Here is a 20,759-nt window from a genome sequence, read left to right on the forward strand (position 1 = left end):
ATCATGGCCTTCGAACAGCTTTCGCTCCTGCCTGCCGACCCGTTGCTGGCGCTGATCGGCGCCTACCGCGACGACCCGCGGCCGTTCAAGCTGGACCTGGGCGTGGGCGTGTTCCGCGATGCAGCGGGCGGCACGCCGATGATGCGGGCGGTGAAGAAGGCGGAGGAACGGCTGCTCGCGACACAGGACAGCAAGTCCTACCTGGGGCCGGAGGGCGATGCGGGCTTCGTCGCCGCACTCGCGCCGCTGGTGCTGGCCGATGCCGTGCCGGCCGAGCGGCTGGCGGGCATCCAGACGCCGGGGGGAACCGGCGCGCTGCGGCTGGGCGCGGAGCTGCTGGCGCGGGCCGGCGTTTCGCGCATCTGGATTGCGACGCCGAGCTGGCCGAACCACGCGCCGATCTTTGCCGCGGCGGGGCTGACGCCGGAGGCGTTCGACGCATTCGACGTGGCGAGCCAGACGCTGGACGGGACGGCGCTGCTTGCGGCGCTCGACAAGGCTGCGCCCGGCGACGCGGTGCTGCTGCACGGCTGCTGTCATAACCCGACCGGCATCGATCCCGATGCGGCGCTGTGGGCGGAGATCGCCGAGCGGGTCGAGGCGCGCGGGCTCGTGCCGCTCGTGGACCTTGCCTATCAGGGATTGGGCGATGGGTGGGACGCCGACGCGGCGGGTGCGCGGACGGTGCTGGCGCGCTGCCGCCACGGGCTGCTCGCCTATTCGTGCGACAAGAACTTCGCGCTCTATCGCGAGCGGACGGGCGCGCTGTGGACGGTGGCGCCGGACGCCGAGGCGAGCGCGATCCTTTATTCCAACCTCTTGGCGCTGGCGCGGGCCAACTGGTCGATGCCGCCCGACCATGGCGCGGCCGCCGCGCGGATCGTGCTGGAGGACGCCGCGCTTGCGGCCGAGTGGCGCGCGGAGCTGGATGCGATGCGGGAGCGGCTGGTGACGCTGCGCCAGGGTGTCAGCGTGCTCGGCACGATCGGGAGCATCGACCTGGCGCCGATCGCGGGCGGCAAGGGCATGTTCGCCACCCTGCCCCTCACCCGCAGCCAGGTGGCGTGGCTGCGCGAGCACCATGCGATCTACATGGCAGCGTCCGGGCGCATCAACATCGCGGGGTTCAGCGAGGCGAGCATCGGGCGGTTCGGGGAGGCGCTGAAGGCGCTGGTCGAGGCACAGGTCGGCTAGTCTCTTGCTCCTGCCCAGGCAGGAGCACGGAGGTGGACAGCGGGCGCCCTATTGCGAGGACGTTCCCACTGGGCCCCAGCCTTCGCCGGGGCACTGGGTGCACTGGTGCCTTGAGGGGCTGGCGCGCAGTGCGGTGTCGTGGAATGGGGCGCGGATGCGCAGCACCGTCGAACCCTTTCATGCCATCGCCATCAGCCAGCTTGCCCACCGGCTCAAGCAGGAGGGGCGGTCGATCATCCACATGGAGTTCGGCCAGCCCTCCACCGGCGCACCGAGCACCGCGATCGCGGCTGCGCACCAGGTGCTCGATAGCGATGCGATGGGCTATTGGGAGAGCCCGGCGCTGAAGGCGCGGATCGCCCGGCATTATGCCGAGCGCTATGGCGTAGCAGTTGCGCCGGAACGCATTCTGCTGACCTGCGGCGCGTCGCCGGCCCTGGTGCTGGCGCTTGCCACCGCCTTCGAGCCGGGCGACCGGGTGGCGACGGCGCGGCCGGGCTATGTCGCCTATCGCAACACGCTGCGCGCGCTGCACATGCAGCCGGTCGAGATCGACTGCGGCGAGGAAGTGCGCTTCCAGATGTCGCGCGAGGCATTGGCGGCGCTCGACCCGGCTCCCAAGGGGCTGATCCTGGCGAGCCCCGCCAATCCCACTGGCACGATCATCCCCGGCGATGAACTCGCTGGCATCGCCGAGCTGTGCCGGGCGCGCGGGATCCGCATCCTCTCGGACGAGATCTACCACGGGCTGAGCTATGGCATGGCGGCAGACACGATGCTGCGCCACGCCGAGGACGCGATCATCCTCAACAGCTTCTCGAAATACTTCAGCATGGCCGGATGGCGGCTCGGCTGGATGGTGGCGCCGGCCGACCTAGTCGAGGAAGCCCGCAAGCGGATGGGCAATTTGTTCCTGACGCCGCCGTCGCTGAGCCAGCATGCCGCCCTCGCCGCCTTCGACGCGCCCGACGAACTGGAGGGGCATGTCGAAACCTATCGCCGCAACCGCGAACTGCTGCTGGCCGCGCTGCCCGAGCTTGGCCTTGGCGAGATCGCGCCGCCGGACGGCGCCTTCTACATCTACACCTCGGTCGCGCACCTGACCGACGACAGCATCGGCTTCTGCAAGCGGATGCTGACGGACACCGGCATCGCGACCGCGCCCGGCGTCGACTTCGATCCGGTGCGCGGCCACCAATTCGTGCGCTTCAGCTTCGCGGTGGCGACGCCGCTGGTGCAGGAAGCGATCGAGCGGCTGCGCGCCTGGCTTCCGAACCAGGCGCGCGTCGCCGGCTGATCCGCTCGAATCAGCGCTCCGCCGGGCTCGCGAGCTTGGCGGCAGTGATGCGGTTGAAGGTCGCGAGCGAGCACGGCGTTTCAGCGTCGGCACAGCCCGGAATGGCGATGTAGCGACGGTCGGGCGCGTTGCGCTTGCCAAGCTGCGCAAGAGTGCGGACCTGATCCATCGTCTGCGCCTGCACGAACGCGCGGACGAAGCCGTTGCCGGCCGCGTCGCTCCAGCGTTCGAACCCGATTGCCCCGCCCGGCGCGATGTCGTCCGCCGGATAATCGGCCATCGTCCAGTGCAGGTCGTAGAAGCCGCCCAGCGCCGCCAGGTTGCTGTCATGGCCGAACAGCAGCGTCACCCGCGCATCGCCCTGGTTCAGCGCCATGCCGATCCGGCGCGCGATCGGTGCCGCGACCCGCTCCGCGACATAGGCAGGGCGGGTCTCGTAGCGGAACTTGACCGGGTGGAAGCGCAGCATCGTCTGGATGTCGCGCTTGGACGCCCGTCCCCAGCCGACGGAGCGCATCGGCATGCCCTCCAGATACTGGAGCAGGATCGTCTGGCCGGCGGTGGAGGCAAAGCCGAGCGCGCCGTCGAGGTCGGGCTTATCGCCCTGCTCCGCCACCAGCCGGGTCTCACGGTGGCTCGTGCAGACCGGCTGGTGCTTCGCGGCAGTCGCCGCGCACGCGTCGCCCGGGCAGCAGCCGATGACGCGCTCCAGCACGGCGAAGGCATCGGCGTTGCGTGCGACTTCCGCAGCGATGCCGCCCGGCGGCAGCAGCGCCTGGGCGGAGGCCAATGCCCTTTGCCCGTCGATCTCCATGCTGCCGTCGAGCGGATGGAAGACGGCGTCGTCATCCTCGTTGACGGGATGGTCGAGCGGAACCGCGCAGCCAGGCTGGAGCGTTTCCAGGAACGCCTTGCCGGTCTTGATCGCGCGAGAAGCGGAACTGGCCCAGGCGACGACCGTGCCCGGGGCAGCACAGCCGGATGCGGGCAGCAGGCCCTGCTGCGCGAACAGCGCGCGGTCATAGGCGCCGAGGCGACGGATCGCCTCTGCGCCGTGCGGGGTGAGGTCGCCCGCGGCCGTCGACCAGGCCGGCCATGGATCGCGGGTGGTGCCGACCGGCGTTGCGGGGAACTTGGTGGAAGGGCGCACGCCGTGCCGCATCAGCAGCACGACGCGATTGAGCTTGAGCGCGCCCGCAGGCGGTGCGTCCGGCGCGGGTTGGGCGACGGCGGACTGCGCGAGCGCGAGGATCGCGAGCGCAGCGCCTGCCAGATACTGGTTCATTTCCGGTGCCTTCCTGCCGCTCACATCGTGATCTTGAAGCCGAACTTGCCCGTCCAGCCATATTCCTCGTGCTGGGCGATGCGGCGACTGCCGGCATCGGTGCCCGAATAGTAGCGATCGAACGGCTCGGTGCCGATGTTGACGAAGTCGGCGGTGAGCTGGACGCCCGGCGCGACCCGGAGCTTGGCGCCGACGTCGAACAGCAGGCGATGATCGACATAGATGTCGCCGTCGCCATCGGCGGTGACCTCGTCGAGGTAGCGGCCGCGATAGGTGCCGCTGGCCCGCAGCTGGAGCGGACCCTTGTCATAGCCGACGAAGGCGTTCCAGATGTGCTTGGAGCTGCCCGGCAGCGTCAGCTCGCGACCGTAGAGCGTCGCGCTGGTATCGACATAGGTATAGTTGCCGCCGACCAGCAGCCCGTCGAGCGGCGACGGCAGGAAGTTCAGCGCGGCCTGGAGGTTGAGCTCGACGCCCGAGACCTTCGCGGTGTCGCCGTTCAAGGGGACGGTCGCCTCGTCGATCACGACGCCGCCGAAGTCGTAGTCGTCGATCCGCGACTGGAAGATGAAGTCCGACACCCGCTTGTGGAACACCGCGACCTCGGCGAGCGCGTTGTCGGCGAAATAATATTCGGCCGATGCGTCGAAGTTCCAGGAGCGATAGGGCTTGAGCTCTGGGTTTCCGAATTCGCCCTCGCCGTCCGTGGCATTGTAGGAGAAGCGCGGCGCGAGATCGGAGACGTTGGGGCGCACCAGGCTGCGGGTGACCGCCGCCCGCAGCACCAGCTTCGTGGTGGGCTCGAAGCGCAGGTTCAGGCTGGGCATCCAGTTGGTGTAGCTGCGGTCGAAGGTGACGGGCGTGGCCTCCACCGTGTCCGTATCGATCGCATAGCCGCGCATCTTGTTCTCGGTGTGCTCCATGCGGACGCCACCGACCGCCCGGAGCGCACCGCTGTCGTAGCGGAGCTGGCCGTAACCGGCGTAGATGTCCTCATCGACGGCATAGCTTGCCGACAGGCTGGAGAGGATGCTGTCGTCGTCGTTCCGGACCAGGCGATCCCGGTTCGCCTGGAACCAGCCGCGCACGGCCAGCGGATCGACGGCGGGGTTCATGTCGACCAGCCCCTTGCTGCCGATCGAGCGCGAAAGGCCGGAGAGCGCCGGGAAGTCGCCGTCGGTCAGCTCGTCATAGCTGTTGAAGTCGAGGTCGTACTGCTTGGTGCGGAAACGGCCCTTGAAGCCTGCCTTCACCTGCAGCGTGCCGGAGGCGAGCGGGATGTCGCGGGCGACATCCAGACGCGCGGCCCATTCGTCGTCGGTGCTGAGGCCATCCGTCGTCTCGATGGCGCTCATGGGATCGCTTCCGTCCGTGAAGCGGCCCTGGTCGCTCACGCTATATTCGGGCGTCTGCGTGTCGAGGCCGGACAGCGTCACGCCGAGTTGGCTGGCGCCTGCCTGGAAGCGGCGATCGAAGATCGTGTCCTGGCGGTTGGGCTCGCTCTCCTCGGAATAGGAATAGCTGCCCGAGTAGTCGATCGTCCAAAGACCCGCCTCGGTCTTGCCGCCAACCGTGCCGGAATAGACGTTCTGGATCTCGGTGCGGTCCTTCATCTCGCGGCGGACGCGGATGCGGTTGTCCGAGCCTGCACCGGAGAGGAAGCTGGCGCTGCCCGCGTCGCCGCTGACCGGCTCACCTCCGAAGGTGAAGCGCAGGCGGCTGCGCAGCTCGTCGTCGCGGAAGGAGCTGACGATGCCGCGCGCGTAGAGGGTGGTGCTGGCGGCCGGGCGCCAGTCGAGCGAGAGGGACCCCGCCATGCGCGTGCGCGTCACGTCATAGGCGCGATAGTCGACCTCTTCCGGATAGGCGACGCCGGCATCGCTGCGCGTCCAGTCGGACGCCTCGACGCCGTCGGTACCGAAGCGGCGACGATAGTAGGACGCGCCGCCGGAGATGCCGAAGTCCGGGGTGATGCGCTTGGAGAAGTCCACCGACCCCTTGGGCGAGGCGCGGTCGCGCAGATCGTTGTAGGACTCTTCGAAGCTGAAGCTCAGCAGGTCCTTCTTGCGATCGAAGGCGCTGGTGGTCTTGACCTCGATCGAGCCGCCGATGGTGTCGGCGTCCATGTCCGGGGTGAGCGTCTTCTTGACCTCGATCGAGCCGACCAGTTCCGAGGGGATGGTGTCGAGCGCCAGCGCGCGGTTCTCGGCCTCGGGAGACGGGATGCGGGCGCCGTTGATGGAGACGTTGTTGAGCTCGGGCGCAAGGCCGCGGACGACCACGAAGCGGCCCTCGCCCTGATCGTCCTGCACCGAGATGCCGGGGACGCGGCGCAGCGCCTCTGCCACGTTCTGGTCCGGGTTCTGGCCGATCGCGTCGCGCGACAGCACGCTTTCGACGCCATCGGCGGAGCGCTTCTGCGACAGGGCGCTGGCCTGGTTGGCGGCGAGGCCGACGACCAGGATGCTGCCGGCGTCGTCCGCAGCCGCACCGGCGGGTGCGAGGGCGAAATCGGCGACCAGATCGCTGGCGTCCACCACGGTCACGTGACGGGTTTCGTCGGCCGCGCCGATGTAGCGCGCGACGATGGTGTATTCGCCGGGCGCTACGTCCACGAAACGGAAGCGGCCGTCGCGGTTCGCCTCGACGACGCGATTGAGCTCGACGATGCGGAGTTCGGCGCCGCTCAGGCTGCGGGTGCCGCTGGCGTCGACGACGGTTCCGGTTACCTCGCGCGCGGCGGCCGGAACGGCGACGCCAAGCGCCAGAGTGGATGCAAGCAGAGCCGTGCGCAGCATGGCGCGGGCAGTTCGAGCGTTTCGCACGCGATAGTCCCCCAGGAAGCGGCCGGCGCAGACGTCGCGGCGGCCGCGGGCTCCCTAGGGACGTCGAAAGACAGTCCCGTGGCACGTCGATGACACCGAAATGACAGCCGAGGGCTCTCGGCGACGCGGACCGTCAGGCCGCCATGCCCCGAAACCGTAACGTCGAAGCAACACTCCGACACCATCCATGCAGGGGAATGTCAGAATCGTATAACGTATTTGACATTTCGTATTCGATTAGTGTTCTCTCTGCCCGAGGGATTTTTCAAAGGGGAGAAACACGATGCGCCACCGCGATTTCCGGCGATATGCGTCGACGATCGCCGTTGCGGCCGCACTTACCGCCGGCGGCCAGGCAGCGGCACAAAGCACCGGACCGACGATCGAGGACGTAGCCCCTCCCTCCGCGGCGGAGTCGGACAGCGGCTCCATCACCGTCACCGGCACGCGCATCCAGCGCCCCGATCTGACCAGCAACAGCCCGCTCACCGTGGTGGGGGCGCAGGAAATCCGGCTTCAGGGCGCGACCAATGTCGAGAACGTCCTGAACCGCCTGCCCCAGGTGACCGCGGACGCGAACGAGAACGTCTCCAACGGTTCGGACGGCACGGCGCGCGTCAACCTCCGCAACCTCGGCAGCAACCGCAACCTTGTGCTGGTTGACGGTCAGCGTCTGCTGCCGGTGCAGGCGACCGACCTCAACCTCATCCCCTCGCTGCTGGTGGAGCGCGTCGACGTGGTCACGGGCGGCGCTTCGGCCGTCTATGGCTCCGACGCAATCTCGGGCGTGGTCAACTTCATCCTGAAGCGGGACCTGAACGGCGTCCGCGCGGACGTGCAGTACGGCTTCGCCTTCCACGACAACAACAACGATGCCGCCCGCCAGATCGTGCAGGACGCCGGCTACGACCGCGCGAACCGCAACGTGCTGGACGGCCAGCGCCTGGACGTGAACCTGGCGGCGGGCAAGGACTTCGCCGACGGCCGCGGCAACATCACCGCCTATTTCGGCTATCGCAACGTCAAGCCGATCCTGCAGTCCGACCGCGACGTCTCCGCCTGCGCGTTCGACCCGAACGCGGACTCCACCGGTCTGGTGTGCGGCGGATCGTCGAACAACCAGTACGGCCTGTTCAACCCGCTGTCGGGTCCGGGCTTCGGCACCACCTATGTCAACACTAAGGACGGCCGGAAGACCTGGGACACCTATGGTCCGGCGTATCGCTACAACACCGCGCCGCTGAACTACTTCCAGCGCTCGGACGAGCGCTACACCGCCGGCGGCTTCGCGCATTTCGAGATCAGCCCGGCGGCCGAAATCTACGCCAGCGGCATGTTCATGGACGACCGCAGCTATTCGCAGGTGGCGCCCTCCGCGCTGTGGCAGGGTGATACCTACACCATCAACTGCGACAACCCGCTGATGAGTGCCCAGCAGGGGCAGATCCTGTGCGGTTCGGCCTATGGCTCCGCCGAGACGCAGGACCTCTTCATCGGCTATCGCCCGGTCGCCGGTCTCGCGCGTCCGCGTCGCGACGACCTGCGCCACACCGACTATCGCATCACCGGCGGCCTGCGCGGGCAGATCGCCGAGGGCATCCGCTATGACGTGAACGCGCTCTATTCCCGCGTGCTGTTCCGGGAGAACTACCAGAACGACATTGACGCCCGCCGTGCGAACCGCGGGCTGCAGGTGGTGGACGTCAACGGCACCCCCACCTGCACCTCGGTCATCGACGGGACGGACCCGAACTGCGTGCCGCTGGACGTGTTCGGCTATGGCGCGATCTCGCAGGAGGCGTTCGACTATATCTATGTCCCGACCTACACCCGCGGTCTGGACACCGAGCAGGTCTACAGCGGCAACGTCAGCGCCGACCTGACCAGCTATGGCATCACCAGCCCATGGGCGAGCCAGGGCATCGGCGTGGTGATCGGCGTCGAGCATCGCCGCGAGACCCTGAAGTTCGAGGCCGACGAGGTCGCCCAGTCCAAGGGGACCACGGAGTCGCAGGGCAAGTTCAACGTCAGCGAAATCTATGGCGAAATCGAAGTGCCGGTCCTTCAGGACCTGCCGTTCGCCAAGTCGCTCACGGTCAACGCGGGCTATCGCCTTTCGGACTATAGCAGCCAGTCCAAGAAGATCTCGACCTACAAGTTCGAGGTCGAATATGCGCCGGTCTCCGACATCCGCTTCCGTGGCAGCTACAACCGCGCGATCCGGGCGCCGAACATCAGCGAACTCTACGCGGGCCAGCAGGTCGGCAACGTCTCCGCGCAGGATCCCTGCTCGGGCACGAAGCCCGACGCGACGCTGGAGCAGTGCCTCGCCAGCGGCGTGACGCCGGAGCAGTACGGCAAGATCCTGGAGTGCCCGTCCGAGACGTGCAGCGCGCTCGGCGGCGGCAACCCGAACCTGAAGCCGGAAAAGGGCGACACCTTCACCGTCGGTACGGTGCTGACGCCGCGCTTCCTGCCGCGCTTCTCGCTGTCGGTGGACTATTTCAACATCAAGGTGAAGGACTACATCAGCTCGGTCCCGACCTCGCTCGCGATCAGCCAGTGCTTCTCGACCGGGGACCCGTATTTCTGCGGCCTCTTCCATCGCGACCCGCGCACCGGCGTCCTGTTCGGCCGCGAGGGCTATGTCGTCTCCACGAACCTCAACACGGGGTCGCTCAAGACCTCCGGCATCGACGTGGTGGGCAGCTACAGCGTGCCGACCGAGAGCGCCGGTACGTTCAACCTGGACCTCACCGGTACCTGGCTGAACGAGCTGGTCAACGAGCCGCTCCCGGGCCTCGGCTCCTATGACTGCAAGGGCCTGTTCGGGCCGACCTGCGGCCAGCCTTCCCCGGAATGGCGCCACCAGGCCCGCCTGACCTGGACCGATGCCGAGAAGATCGGCACCCTGTCGCTCAACTGGCGCTACATCGGCTCCACGAAGCTCAGCACAAACACCGACGATCCGTTCCTGACGAGCGGCGGCTATTCGGAGTTGAACCGCCGCATCAAGGCGTACAGCTACTTCGACCTGGCCGGCACGGTGAAGGTCGAGGAAGGCGTGGTCTTCCGCGCCGGCATCAACAACCTGCTCGACAAGGATCCGCCCGCGCTGGCGCAGGGCAACCTGTATTCCTTCGGCAACGGCAACACCTATCCGGGTGTGTATGATGTCGCAGGGCGGACGCTGTTCATGGGGATCAGCGCCAACTTCTAAGACAGGGCGGCAGGCTCGGCCTGCCGCACCGACCGACGGCAGAGGCGCTCCGCAGCGGATCGCCTCTGCGCGCATGACGTGCATTGCAAAGGAACGATCGTGACCCCAGCCCGCCGCCGCACCGCGCTTCTTGCAACGCTGGCGGTGGCCGGCCTGGCGGCGGTTCCTGCCCATGCCGGACCCGCTGCGGCCGCCGACACTGCGCGCCCGGAGTGGGAGCAGCCCGAGGTCTTCCAGGTTGGCAAGGAAGCGGCGCACGCGACCTTCCGCGGCTACTCCACGCGGGCGGAAGCACTCGCGGACAAGCCCGAGCAGTCGCGCTACCACCGGTCGCTCGACGGCGAGTGGCAGTTCGCCTTTTCGCCCAATCCCGAGGCGCGGCCCAAGGATTTCTACCGCCCCGACTATGACGTGTCTGGGTGGAAGACGGTGAAGGTGCCCGGCATCCTCCAGGCGCTGGGCTATGGCCAGCCGCTTTTCAGCGGAGCGGGCTATCCGTTCGGGGCGAACCAGCCGTGGGTGCGGCACGACATGAACGAGGTCGGCTCCTACCGGCGCGAGTTCGAGGTCGGCGCCGACTGGGCGGATCGCGACGTGTTCCTGACGATCGGGGCGGCGGGTGCGGCCTATTACGTGTGGGTCAACGGCGAGCGCGTCGGCTACAGCGAGGATTCCAAGCTTCCATCCGAGTTCGACGTGACCCCGCACCTGCGGCAGGGATGCAACGTCGTCGCGATCGAGCTCTATCGCTATGCCGATGGCAGCTATCTCGAAGACCAGGACTTCTGGCGGCTGAGCGGCATCGAGCGCAGCGTCACGCTGTATGCGGCGCCCAAGACCCGCATCCGCGACTTCGAGGCGCGTGCGGGTCTCACCAACACCTATCGCGACGGGTCGCTCGACCTGTCCGTGGAGGTTGCTGGCAAGAAGGTACCGGCGCGGGTGCGGGCAACGGTGCTCGACGGCGAAATCGCGCTGCTGACGCGCGAAGCTTCCGTCGCAGGCGCCAATCGCACGGCGCGGGTGCAGGCCACCCTGCCCGGCATCCGCACCTGGTCGGCGGAGCGGCCGGACCTCTATACGCTGGTGGTGGAGCTGCTCGACGCCAGGGGCGAGGTGATCGAGGCGACGCGGCAGCGCATCGGATTTCGCACGATCGAGATCGTCGACAACGAGGTGCGGGTGAACGGCAAGCGGGTGATGATCCGCGGCGTCAACCGCCACGAGCATGATCCCCACAGCTTCCGCGTGCTGTCCGAGGAGAGCATGCGCAAGGACATCGAGTTGATGAAGCGCGCCAACGTCAACGCGGTGCGCAACTCACACTATCCCAACGATCCGCGCTGGTATGCGCTCACCGACGAGTACGGCCTCTACGTGATGGACGAGGCCAATATCGAGAGCCACACCTATATGGCGATGGGCAATTCCAGCCCGGATCGCTCCAAGCACCAGCTGGGCTTCAAGCCGGAATGGGCGGCCGCGCACCTCGACCGGGTGCAGCGCATGATCGAGCGCGACAAGAACCACCCCTCGGTCGTCTTCTGGTCGCTCGGCAACGAAGCGGGTATCGGGCCGAATTTCGAGGCGGCGGGACGCTGGGCCAAGCGGCGCGACCCGAGCCGGCTGCTCAACTATCTCGGCTGGGGCACGCTGATCTGGCGGCACGACCCCAACGCCTATGTCGACGTCTATGCGCCGATGTACGACGACATCGAGAAGATGGTCGACTATGCGACCTCGCCCGAATTCACCCAGCCGATGATCCAGTGCGAGTACGGGCATGCGATGGGGAACAGCCTGGGCAATCTGCAGGACTATTGGGACGTGATCCGCGCGCACAAGAAGCTGCAGGGCGGTTTCCTGTGGGACTGGGTGGACCAGTCGATGCTGCGCAAGGACAAGAACGGGCGCGACTATTGGGCGCAGGGTTTCGACTATGGCCCCAGCCCGATCGGCGACGACAGCACGATCGGCGACGGCGTGATCCAGGCGGACCGCACGCCGGACCCGGAGTATTTCGAGGTGGCGAAGGTGTATGCGCCCATCGCGTTCGAGGCGGTGGACGCCCGCGCCGGCCGCTTCACGCTGGTGAACCGGCACGACCACATCGGATTGGAGGGATTCCGGTTCGATTGGGAGTTGCTGGAGAATGGCGTTGCCGTCGCCCGCGGTGACGCGACGGCGCGGGCGACCCCGGCCGGTGCGCGTACGCCGATGAATATCGCGCTGCCGCCACGGACCAAGGCAGACGCCGAATATCGGGTGGTGCTGCGTGCCCATGCCAAAGCCGGCACGGTGCCGATGGTGCCGGAAGGCACGGTGATGGCGTGGGAGCAGTTCGCGCTGGAAGGCCCGGCGAGCCCCCTGCCCGCCTTTGCCGGTACGGGTGTGAAGCCGGTGGCGCGCGCGGGCACGCTGCAGCTGGCGGCAGCCGGAGCAGTGCTGGAGGTGGACGCCAAGACCGGATTGCTCGAGCGCTATGCGGCGAACGGGCGGGAGTTGCTGACCGGCGGCGCGCCGAACTTCTGGCGGGCGCCGACGGACAACGACATCGGCACCGGCATCCCCAAGACGCATGCGATGTGGAAACTGTTCTCCGAAAAGCGGACGCTGACCTCCGCCCGGATCGACGGCGACGCGATCGCAGTCAGCTACAACATCGGTGCGGGCGCGGTGCGGTTCGAGACGCGCTATCGCATGGCCAGGGACGGCGCGGTGCGGGTGGAGGCGCGCTTCGTGCCGCTGCGCGACGACCTGCCCGATCCGCTGCGCATCGGCCTCGCCTTTGCGACGCCGCCGGCGCTCGACCAGGTGCAATGGTATGGGCGCGGGCCGCAGGAGACCTATTCCGACCGGAAGACCGGCGGGCTGATCGCAGTGCACGCCGGCACGCTCGCCGAACAATATCACGACTATATCCGTCCGCAGGAGACCGGCGCCAAGCAGGACGTGCGCTGGGTGGCGTTGTCGGGCAAGGCCGGCGGCGTGCGGGTGACCGGCGCGCAGCCGCTTTCGGTAAATGCCCTCGCCTTTCCCTATTCCGACCTGGAGATGAAGCCGGTCGGCGAGGCGCACAGCTCGGACATTCGTGTGCATGGCAACGGCACGCTGTTGATCGACGCGGTGCAGACGGGCGTCGGCGGCGACACCGGCTGGAACCTCGATGGCCGGCCGCATGTGAAATACCGCATCCCGCTGGAGCCGCGCAGCTTCGCGTTCGAGATCCGGCCCGAAGCTTCCAGGAACTGACATGACCCTTTCCGAGCTGCTCGCCGGCGCTGCCCTTGCCGCGCTCGTTTCGCTGCCTGTGCCGGCGCTGGCAGGCGCACCCGATCGAGCGGCGTTCGAGCGGTCGATCGACCTGCGCGGAGGCTGGATGACGCTGACGCGCGACGTGGCGGGCGAAGCCTCCTGGAGCGAGGACGGGCGCCATTTCGCCTATCGCAAGACGGTGGAGGGCGGCTTCGCGTTCGTGACGGTGGACGCGCAGACGCTTGCCAAGACGCCGTCGTTCGATGCGGTGCGGCTCGCCGCCACGCTCGGGCAGGCGATGGGCAGCAAGGTCGATCCGCTGCGGCTGCCGTTCGAGAGCTTCGCCTTTGGCGAGGGCGCGACGATCCGCTTCGCCATCGGCTATGAGCCGTGGCAGTGCGACCTTTCCACGTATCGCTGTGAAAAGCAGGAATCGCAGGATCGCAGCCGCCCCCGCGGCTTTGGCGTGGTGCGCGACGTGAGCGTGCCTGCCGACAATCACCCGCGGCGCTCGCCGGACGGGCGGTATGAGGCACTGGTGGTGGACGGTAACGTCGTGGTGCGCGGCGCCGACGGCAGCAATGCGGTGGCGCTCAGCACGGACGGGACGCCGGGCGACTTCTACGATCCCGAGACGATCCGCTGGTCACCGGACTCGCGGCGGCTCGTCGCCTACCGGGTGCGGCCGGGATACCAGCGGCAGGTCACGCGCGTGGCCGCGGCGCCGCCGGACTCGCTCCAGCCGCAGGTGCGGACACAGCTGTACCCCAAGCCCGGCGACGCGGTGGATCAGGAGCGGCCGGTGCTGTTCGACGTCGCGGCGCGACGGCGGATAGAGGTGGCGGACACGCTGTTCCCGAACCCCTATCAGCTTTCCGACGTCGAATGGCGCAAGGACGGGCGTAGCTTTGCGTTCGAGTATCTGCGGCGGGGCCACCAGCAGGCGCGCGTGATCTCGGTCGACGCAGAAACCGGCGCGGTGCATGCGGCGGTGACGGAAGATACGAAGACCTTCTTCTACTGGGACCGGCGGTTCAGTCATGACGTGGGCGGGCTCGGCCGCGAGATCCTGTGGACCTCCGAGCGCGACGGCTGGAACCATCTCTACCTGATCGATGGCCGCACCGGGCGGGTGAAGAACCAGGTCACCCGCGGCAACTGGGTCATGCGCGAAGTCGTGAAGGTCGACGACGCAAAGCGTCAGATCTGGTTCGCGGCCAGCGGCATGCACCCGGGCAAGGACCCGTACTACAAGCACTATTTCCGCGTGGACTTCGACGGCCGCAACCTGGTGGCGCTGACCACCGCCGACGCCACGCACGAGGTGCGCTTTTCCCCCGACATGACGCGCTACGTCGACACCTATTCTCGCGTCGACCTGCCCAACGTCTCCGAACTGCACGACGCCCGCGACGGGCGGCTGATCGCGACGCTGGAGCGCGGCGACATCAGCCGCCTCACGGCCGCCGGCTTCCGCCCGCCCGAGCCGTTCGTCGCCAAGGGCCGCGGCGGCAAGACCGACATCTGGGGTCTTGTCGTGCGCCCGCGGAACTATGATCCGGCCAAGCGCTACCCGGTGATCGAGAACATCTATGCCGGGCCGCACGACAGCTTCGTGCCCAAGGCGTTCTGGCCGTTCGGCTATCACTCCGGCGGCGACAAGGTGATCGGCATGCAGGCGCAGGCGGACCTTGGCTTCATCGTCGTGCAGATCGACGGCATGGGCACCGCCAACCGGTCCAAGGCGTTCCATGACGTCGCGTGGAAGAACCTGGCGGACTCCGGGTTTTCGGATCGAATTCTGTGGCACAAGGCACTGGCCGCGAAGGACCCGTCCTATGACATCAGCCGCGTCGGCATCTATGGCGCCTCGGCTGGGGGCCAGAGCACGCTCAACGCGCTGCTGTTCCACCCTGACTTCTACAAGGCGGGGGTCGCCTATGCAGGCTGCTACGACAACCGCATGGACAAGATCAGCTGGAACGAACAGTGGCTCGGCTGGCCGGTGGACGAGAGCTACGCGGCAGCCTCCGGCGTCGATCATGCCGGCAAGCTCCAGGGCGAGTTGCTGATGATCGTCGGCGAGCAGGACAGCAATGTCGATCCCGCCTCGACGATGCAGGTCGCCGACGCGCTGATCCGCGCGGGCAAGGACTTCGAGCTGCTGGTGGTGCCGAACGAGGAGCATAGCGTCGGCCGGTCGACGGGACCGATCGACTATGTCCAGAGGCGGCAGTTCGACTTCTTCGTGCGGAAGCTGCGCCAAGAGCAGACGCCGAACTGGAACGCGAGCCGTCGCGCCGAGTAATTCGGCAAACGAATTGTGGAATCTTCGTCGCGGGCTCTTCCGTCCAGCTTCGCGCTGGTTACACTCGCGTCATGAACAGGCTCCGCACCCGCTTCGCCTCTGTTGCCGCGCTTGCGCTGGCAATGCCCATGCTGCTCGCCAACGGCTATGACGACGTCGATCCCCGGATCGGCACGGGGGGCGAAGGCCACACCTTCCCCGGCGCGGTGGCGCCGTTCGGGATGGTGCAGTTGAGCCCGGACACCGACACGGGTTGCGAGATCCGCGAGTGCTACGGCCATGCCGCCGGCTATCGCTACGACGATCCGACGATCCAGGGCTTCTCGCACACGCATTTTTCGGGCGCCGGCCATTCGGACCTGGGCGACTTCCTGGTGATGCCGGCCGCAGGCGATACGGTGCCGCTGGAGCCGGGCGATCCGAAACAGCCGGGCTCGGGCTATCGCTCGCGGTTCAGCCACGCGGACGAGGTAGCGCAGCCCGGCTATTATGCGGTGACGCTGACCGATCCCGGCGTGCGGGCGGAGATGACGGCGGGGACGCGCGTGGGCGTCCATCGCTATACCTTTGGCGCGGACAAGGCGGCGCACCTGCTGCTCGACCTGCGCAGCTCCCTCTACAATTACCCGGGCAAGATCCTTTGGTCGTCGCTGCGGATGCGGCCGGACGGCACAGTGACGGGCTCCCGCACGACGCGCGGCTGGGCGGCCGGGCGCCAGCTCTATTTCGCGATGCGCTTCTCGGCACCGGTGAAGAGCCATGCCTTCGTCAGCACCGAGAAGGACGTGAAGTACAAGGGCTTCCAGGCACCGGGCCGCGGCAGCGATGCCGTGGCCGAGCGGAGCGGCCAGGCGCTGGTCGGGCGGCTCGACTTCGGCAACCTCGACGCGCCGCTGGAGGTGAAGGTTGCGATCTCCTCGGTGGACGAGGCGGGTGCGATCGCCAACCTCGACAGCGAGAGCGGCGGGTTCGATGCGGTGCGCAGTGCCACGCGTGGCGCCTGGGAAAAGGCGCTGTCCGCGGTCGAGATCGAGGCCCCTGCCCCGATGCGGCGCAACCTCTACACCGCACTCTACCACACGCTGATCGCTCCTTCGGTCGCGGGTGACGTCGACGGGCGCTATCGCGGGCCGGACAATGCCGTGCACCGGGCGGAGGGCTTTACCTTTCGCTCGACCTTTTCGCTGTGGGACACGTTCCGGGCCGAGCATCCCCTGCTGACGCTGGTCGCGCCGGAGCAGGCCAACAGCGACATGGTCCGCTCGCTGATCGCCAGCCAGAAGGCGAGCCCCGACGGAATCCTGCCGGTGTGGCAGTTCCACGGGCGCGAGACCTGGACAATGATCGGCTATCACGCAGTGCCGGTGATTGCTGACGCGTACATGAAGGGCATCGGCGCGTTCGATGCGAACGAGGCGCTGGACGCGATGGTCGCGAGCGCGACCTATGCGCCCTATGGCGGGCTGGGCGACTATCAGAAGCTCGGCTATGTCGCGATCGACCGGGAGCCGGAGGCAGCGTCCAAGACGGTCGAATATGCATACGACGACTGGACCATCGCGCGCATGGCCGAGAAGCTGGGCCGCACGGACGTGGCCAAGCGCTTCTATGCGCGCGCCGGCAACTGGCGGAACAGCTTCGACCCGAAGACCGGCTTCGTCCGCGCGCGCAAGAGCGACGGCGCGTTCCGAACGCCGTTCGATCCGACTGCGATCAACTATGGGTCCGACTATACCGAGGGCAACGCCTGGCAATACAGCTGGTTTGTGCCGCAGGACCAGGCGGCGCTGTTCCGCGCGCTGGGCGGCGATGCCAAGACCGTCGCCAAGCTCGATGCGATGTTCGAGTATGACAATTCCAAGCTCGACTACAGCCACGCCGAGGACATCGCCGGGCTGATCGGCCAGTACATCCACGGCAACGAGCCGAGCCACCACGTCGCCTATCTCTACGCCCATGCCGGTCAGCCGTGGCGGACGCAGGCACGACTGAAGCAGATCGTCGATAGCCAGTACAAGCCGACGCCGGATGGCCTGTCGGGCAACGACGACCTGGGGCAGATGTCCGCGTGGCTGATGTTCACCGGCCTCGGCTTCTATCCCGTGACGCCCGGCAGCCTGGAGTATGTGATCGGGCGGCCATTCGTGGACCGCGCCGCGCTCAACCTGCCGAACGGCAAGCGCTTCACCGTCGTCACGGAGGGGCTGAGCGATGCCAACCTCTACGTCGGCAAGGTGCTGCTGAACGGCAAGCCGCTGCCGCGTACCTATCTGCGCCACGACGAGATCATGGCCGGCGGCGAGCTGCGCTTCGTGATGCAGGCGACGCCGAACCGCAGCTGGGGCAAGGCGGCAAGCGCCCGGCCCTACTCGATGAGCACGGCGAAGCGCTGATGGGCATGCTGGAGGTCTGCATCGACGAGCCCGCGGGCATCGAGGCCGCCGTCGCGGGCGGAGCCGATCGGATCGAGCTGTGCGCGGCGTTGTCGGTCGGGGGGCTGACCCCGCCCGCCTCGCTGGTGCGGCTGGCGGCGGAGGCACTCATCCCGGTGCACCTGCTGGCCCGCCCGCGCGACGGCGACTTCTGCTACACCGCGGCGGAAGCGGCGCTGATCGCGGAGGACATCAGTCTTGCCGCGCAGGCGGGCCTTGCAGGCGTGGTGATCGGGGCAAGCGCACCGGACCGGCGGCTCGACATCCCCTTGCTCGTCGAGCTGGTGGCGCACGCACGCGCGGCCGGCGATGCACGCGGCCAGCGGCTTTCGCTGACGCTGCATCGCGCCTTTGACCTATGCCCGGACCTTCCCGCCGCCCTGGAAGCAGCGGTGGAACTCGGGTTCGATCGGATCCTCACCTCGGGCGGGGAGCCGCGCGCCGTCGACGCGTTGCCGATGCTGGCCGAACTCCATCGCCAGGCGGACGGGCGCATCGGAATCCTGCCGGGCAGCGGGATCGATGCCGCGTGCGCGCCGGCGATTCTGGCAACGGGGGTCCGCGAGCTCCACGCCTCCTGCCGCAGCCCGGGCAAGGATGCCGGGGAGATCGAGCGCCGTTTCGGGTTCCAGACGGGGCCACGGCTGCGGACCGACCCGGAGCGGGTGCGCCGCCTCAAGGAGATTGTCTCTCCGCTACGATAGGACCTTGAACAGTACCAATCTGTAACTTATCGTCCGCGGCATGGAACAAGGGGCAACGATGGTGGACGCGCGCGCCACCCTGATGGCAAGCGAAGCGCGCGAAGCCGCGGATGCGGTCCGCCGCCTGCTGGCCGACAATGCATCGACATTGACGGCGCTGGGCGAGACCTTGCGCGCGAACCCGCCCAAGGTGGTGGTGACGTGCGCGCGCGGATCGTCCGACCACGCCGCCACCTATGGCAAGTATCTGATCGAGACGCTGGTGGGGGTGCCCGTATCCTCGGCAGCGCCATCGGTGGCGAGCATCTTCACCGCGCCGGTCGCGCCGGGCGATTTCCTGTGCATCGCGATCTCACAGAGCGGGCGCAGCCCCGACCTGCTGGAGACGGTGCGGGCGCAGAAGGCGGCGGGCGCGCATGTGGTGGCGCTGGTCAACGACGAAGGCTCCCCGCTTGCAGGCCTGGCCGACACGCTGATCGGCCTCAAGGCCGGACCCGAGACGTCGGTTGCGGCGACCAAATCCTATATCGCCTCGCTCGCAGGGCTCGCCGCGATCGTCGCGGCCTGGAGCCAGGACGCGGCGCTGGGCGCGGCGCTGGCGGCGCTGCCCGCCGGGCTGGAGCAGGCGCGCGACCTCAACTGGAGTGCGGCCAAGGACGCGCTGGTGGACGCGCGGAACCTGTTCGTGATCGGCCGCGGCTACAGCCTGGGCATCGCCCAGGAAGCGGCGCTCAAGTTCAAGGAAACCTGCGGCCTTCATGCCGAGGCGTTCAGCGCCGCGGAGGTGCGGCACGGGCCCATGGCGATCGTCGGCAAGGACTTCCCGGTGCTGGGCTTCGCCACCTCGGACGCCGCGGGCGACAGCGTGCGTGAGGCGGCCGTCGAGTTCGCCGGCCGGGACGCGCGCGTCTGCCTGGCCGATGCCCAGGCCGGAGAAGCGGCAACGCTTCCCGCGATCGCAGGCCATCCCGCGGTGGAGCCGATCCTGATGGTGCAGAGTTTCTACCTGATGACGAACGCGCTGGCGGTGGCCCGCGGCTTCGACCCGGATCGCCCGCAGCACCTGCGCAAGGTTACGGAAACGCGATGAGCACGATCCGCTTCGCCAACGGCCATGTCGTGACGGCAGCCGGCACCCTGGAGGGCGCGACCTTCAACCTGGAAGCAGGCCGGATCGTCGGGATCGACTCCGAGGCGCCCGCGGCGGAGCGCGAGATCGACCTGGCCGGCGGCTGGGTCGTGCCGGGTTTCATCGACGTGCAGGTGAACGGCGGCGGCGGTGTGCTGTTCAACGACGCGCCGACCGTCGAAGGTATCGATGCGATCGGCCGCGGCCATGCGCCGTTCGGCACCACAGGCTTCCTGCCGACGCTGATCAGCGACGTGCCCGAGGCGATCGCCCGCGCCTTGGACGCAACCGAGGAAGCGATCGCGGCCGGCGTCCCTGGGTGCGTGGGCGTCCACATCGAAGGCCCGATCATCAACGCCGCCCGCAAGGGCATCCACGACCCGGAAAAGTTCCGGCGGCTGGACGACGCGCTGATCGAACTGCTCACCCGCCCCCGCCTTGGCAAGGTGCTGCTGACGCTGGCACCAGAGATGGTGTCGCACGAGGACATCCGCCGCCTGGCCGCAGCGGGCGTGATCCTGAGCGTCGGCCATAGCGACGCCGACCACGACACGGTCGCCGCGGCATTCGCCGCCGGCATGACGGGTGTCACCCACCTCTACAATGCGATGTCGCCGCTTAAGCACCGCGAGCCCGGCGTCGTCGGTGCGGCGCTGGACGATCAGAACGTCTATTGCGGCATCATCGCGGACGGCTTCCACGTCCATGATGCGGCCCTGCGCATCGCCATGCGCGCGCACCCGCGCGACCGTTTCCTGCTGGTGACCGATGCGATGTCGTGCGTCGGCGCGAACGTCGACAGCTTCGTGCTGCACGGCCAGACCATCCGAGTCGAGAACGGCTGCTGTTTGGGCGCGGACGGGACGCTGGCCGGCTCGGCGCTGGACATGGCCGGGGCGTTCCGCCACGTCGTGGACCGTGTCGGGGTGACCCCGGAGGAAGCCGCGGTCATGTCCGCCACCGCCCCTGCGGCGTTCCTGGGCCTCTCGCACGATCGCGGCGCGCTCGCGCCCGGCCTGCGCGCGGACTGGGTCTGCCTCACCCACGACCTGCAGCCGGCAGGCACCTGGATCGCCGGCGCACCCATCGCCTGACCCCTTGGAGGACGCC

11 protein-coding genes are annotated in these 20,759 nt (G+C 68.1%); 9 read left to right on the forward strand and 2 right to left on the reverse strand.

What is annotated here, in order from left to right:
- The first annotated feature begins 3 nt into the window (after positions 1 to 3).
- A complete protein-coding gene (locus VPH46_RS13740; protein ID WP_416612053.1) occupies positions 4 to 1,194 on the forward strand; it encodes an aromatic amino acid transaminase in 1,191 nt (396 codons plus the stop codon).
- A gap of 154 nt (positions 1,195 to 1,348) precedes the next feature.
- Positions 1,349 to 2,491, forward strand: a complete 1,143-nt coding sequence (locus VPH46_RS13745; protein ID WP_416612055.1) for an aminotransferase class I/II-fold pyridoxal phosphate-dependent enzyme — start codon at positions 1,349 to 1,351, stop codon at positions 2,489 to 2,491.
- Between the two features lie 10 nt (positions 2,492 to 2,501).
- On the opposite strand, the gene VPH46_RS13750 is transcribed toward VPH46_RS13745, so the two are convergent.
- Together VPH46_RS13750 and VPH46_RS13755 are read right to left on the reverse strand one after the other, a co-directional pair.
- Entirely contained in the window at positions 2,502 to 3,776 is a 1,275-nt protein-coding gene (locus tag VPH46_RS13750; RefSeq protein ID WP_416612057.1) for a histidine-type phosphatase, read from the reverse strand.
- A gap of 20 nt (positions 3,777 to 3,796) precedes the next feature.
- Positions 3,797 to 6,574: a TonB-dependent receptor gene (locus VPH46_RS13755; RefSeq protein ID WP_416612059.1), complete on the reverse strand. Its 2,778-nt coding sequence runs from the start codon at positions 6,572 to 6,574 to the stop codon at positions 3,797 to 3,799.
- A gap of 310 nt (positions 6,575 to 6,884) precedes the next feature.
- On the opposite strand from VPH46_RS13755, the gene VPH46_RS13760 reads away from it, so the two are divergent.
- The 7 genes from VPH46_RS13760 to nagA all read left to right on the forward strand — a co-directional run bounded on the left by VPH46_RS13760 (position 6,885) and on the right by nagA (position 20,743).
- Positions 6,885 to 9,821, forward strand: coding sequence for a TonB-dependent receptor domain-containing protein (locus VPH46_RS13760; protein ID WP_416612061.1), 2,937 nt, complete (start codon positions 6,885 to 6,887; stop codon positions 9,819 to 9,821).
- A 99-nt stretch (positions 9,822 to 9,920) separates the two neighbouring features.
- Positions 9,921 to 13,073 carry a glycoside hydrolase family 2 TIM barrel-domain containing protein gene (locus tag VPH46_RS13765; RefSeq protein ID WP_416612063.1) on the forward strand — a complete coding sequence of 1,051 codons (3,153 nt, stop codon included), beginning with the start codon at positions 9,921 to 9,923 and terminating at the stop codon, positions 13,071 to 13,073.
- Between the two features lies 1 nt (position 13,074).
- Positions 13,075 to 15,384 carry a DPP IV N-terminal domain-containing protein gene (locus VPH46_RS13770; RefSeq protein WP_416612065.1) on the forward strand — a complete coding sequence of 770 codons (2,310 nt, stop codon included), beginning with the start codon at positions 13,075 to 13,077 and terminating at the stop codon, positions 15,382 to 15,384.
- A gap of 71 nt (positions 15,385 to 15,455) precedes the next feature.
- Positions 15,456 to 17,777, forward strand: a complete 2,322-nt coding sequence (locus tag VPH46_RS13775) for a GH92 family glycosyl hydrolase (protein ID WP_416612067.1) — start codon at positions 15,456 to 15,458, stop codon at positions 17,775 to 17,777.
- A complete protein-coding gene (locus VPH46_RS13780; RefSeq protein ID WP_416612069.1) occupies positions 17,777 to 18,520 on the forward strand; it encodes a copper homeostasis protein CutC in 744 nt (247 codons plus the stop codon). Before VPH46_RS13775 ends, VPH46_RS13780 begins: the two co-directional genes overlap by 1 nt.
- 40 nt (positions 18,521 to 18,560) lie before the next feature.
- Positions 18,561 to 19,610, forward strand: coding sequence for an SIS domain-containing protein (locus tag VPH46_RS13785; RefSeq protein WP_416612071.1), 1,050 nt, complete (start codon positions 18,561 to 18,563; stop codon positions 19,608 to 19,610).
- Complete coding sequence (nagA, locus tag VPH46_RS13790) at positions 19,607 to 20,743, forward strand: N-acetylglucosamine-6-phosphate deacetylase (protein ID WP_416612073.1); 1,137 nt, start codon at positions 19,607 to 19,609, stop codon at positions 20,741 to 20,743. Before VPH46_RS13785 ends, nagA begins: the two co-directional genes overlap by 4 nt.
- Positions 20,744 to 20,759 lie beyond the last annotated feature (16 nt).

The organism is Sphingomonas sp. MJ1 (PH-R8), assembly GCF_048058635.1.
Taxonomy (GTDB): domain Bacteria; phylum Pseudomonadota; class Alphaproteobacteria; order Sphingomonadales; family Sphingomonadaceae; genus Sphingomonas.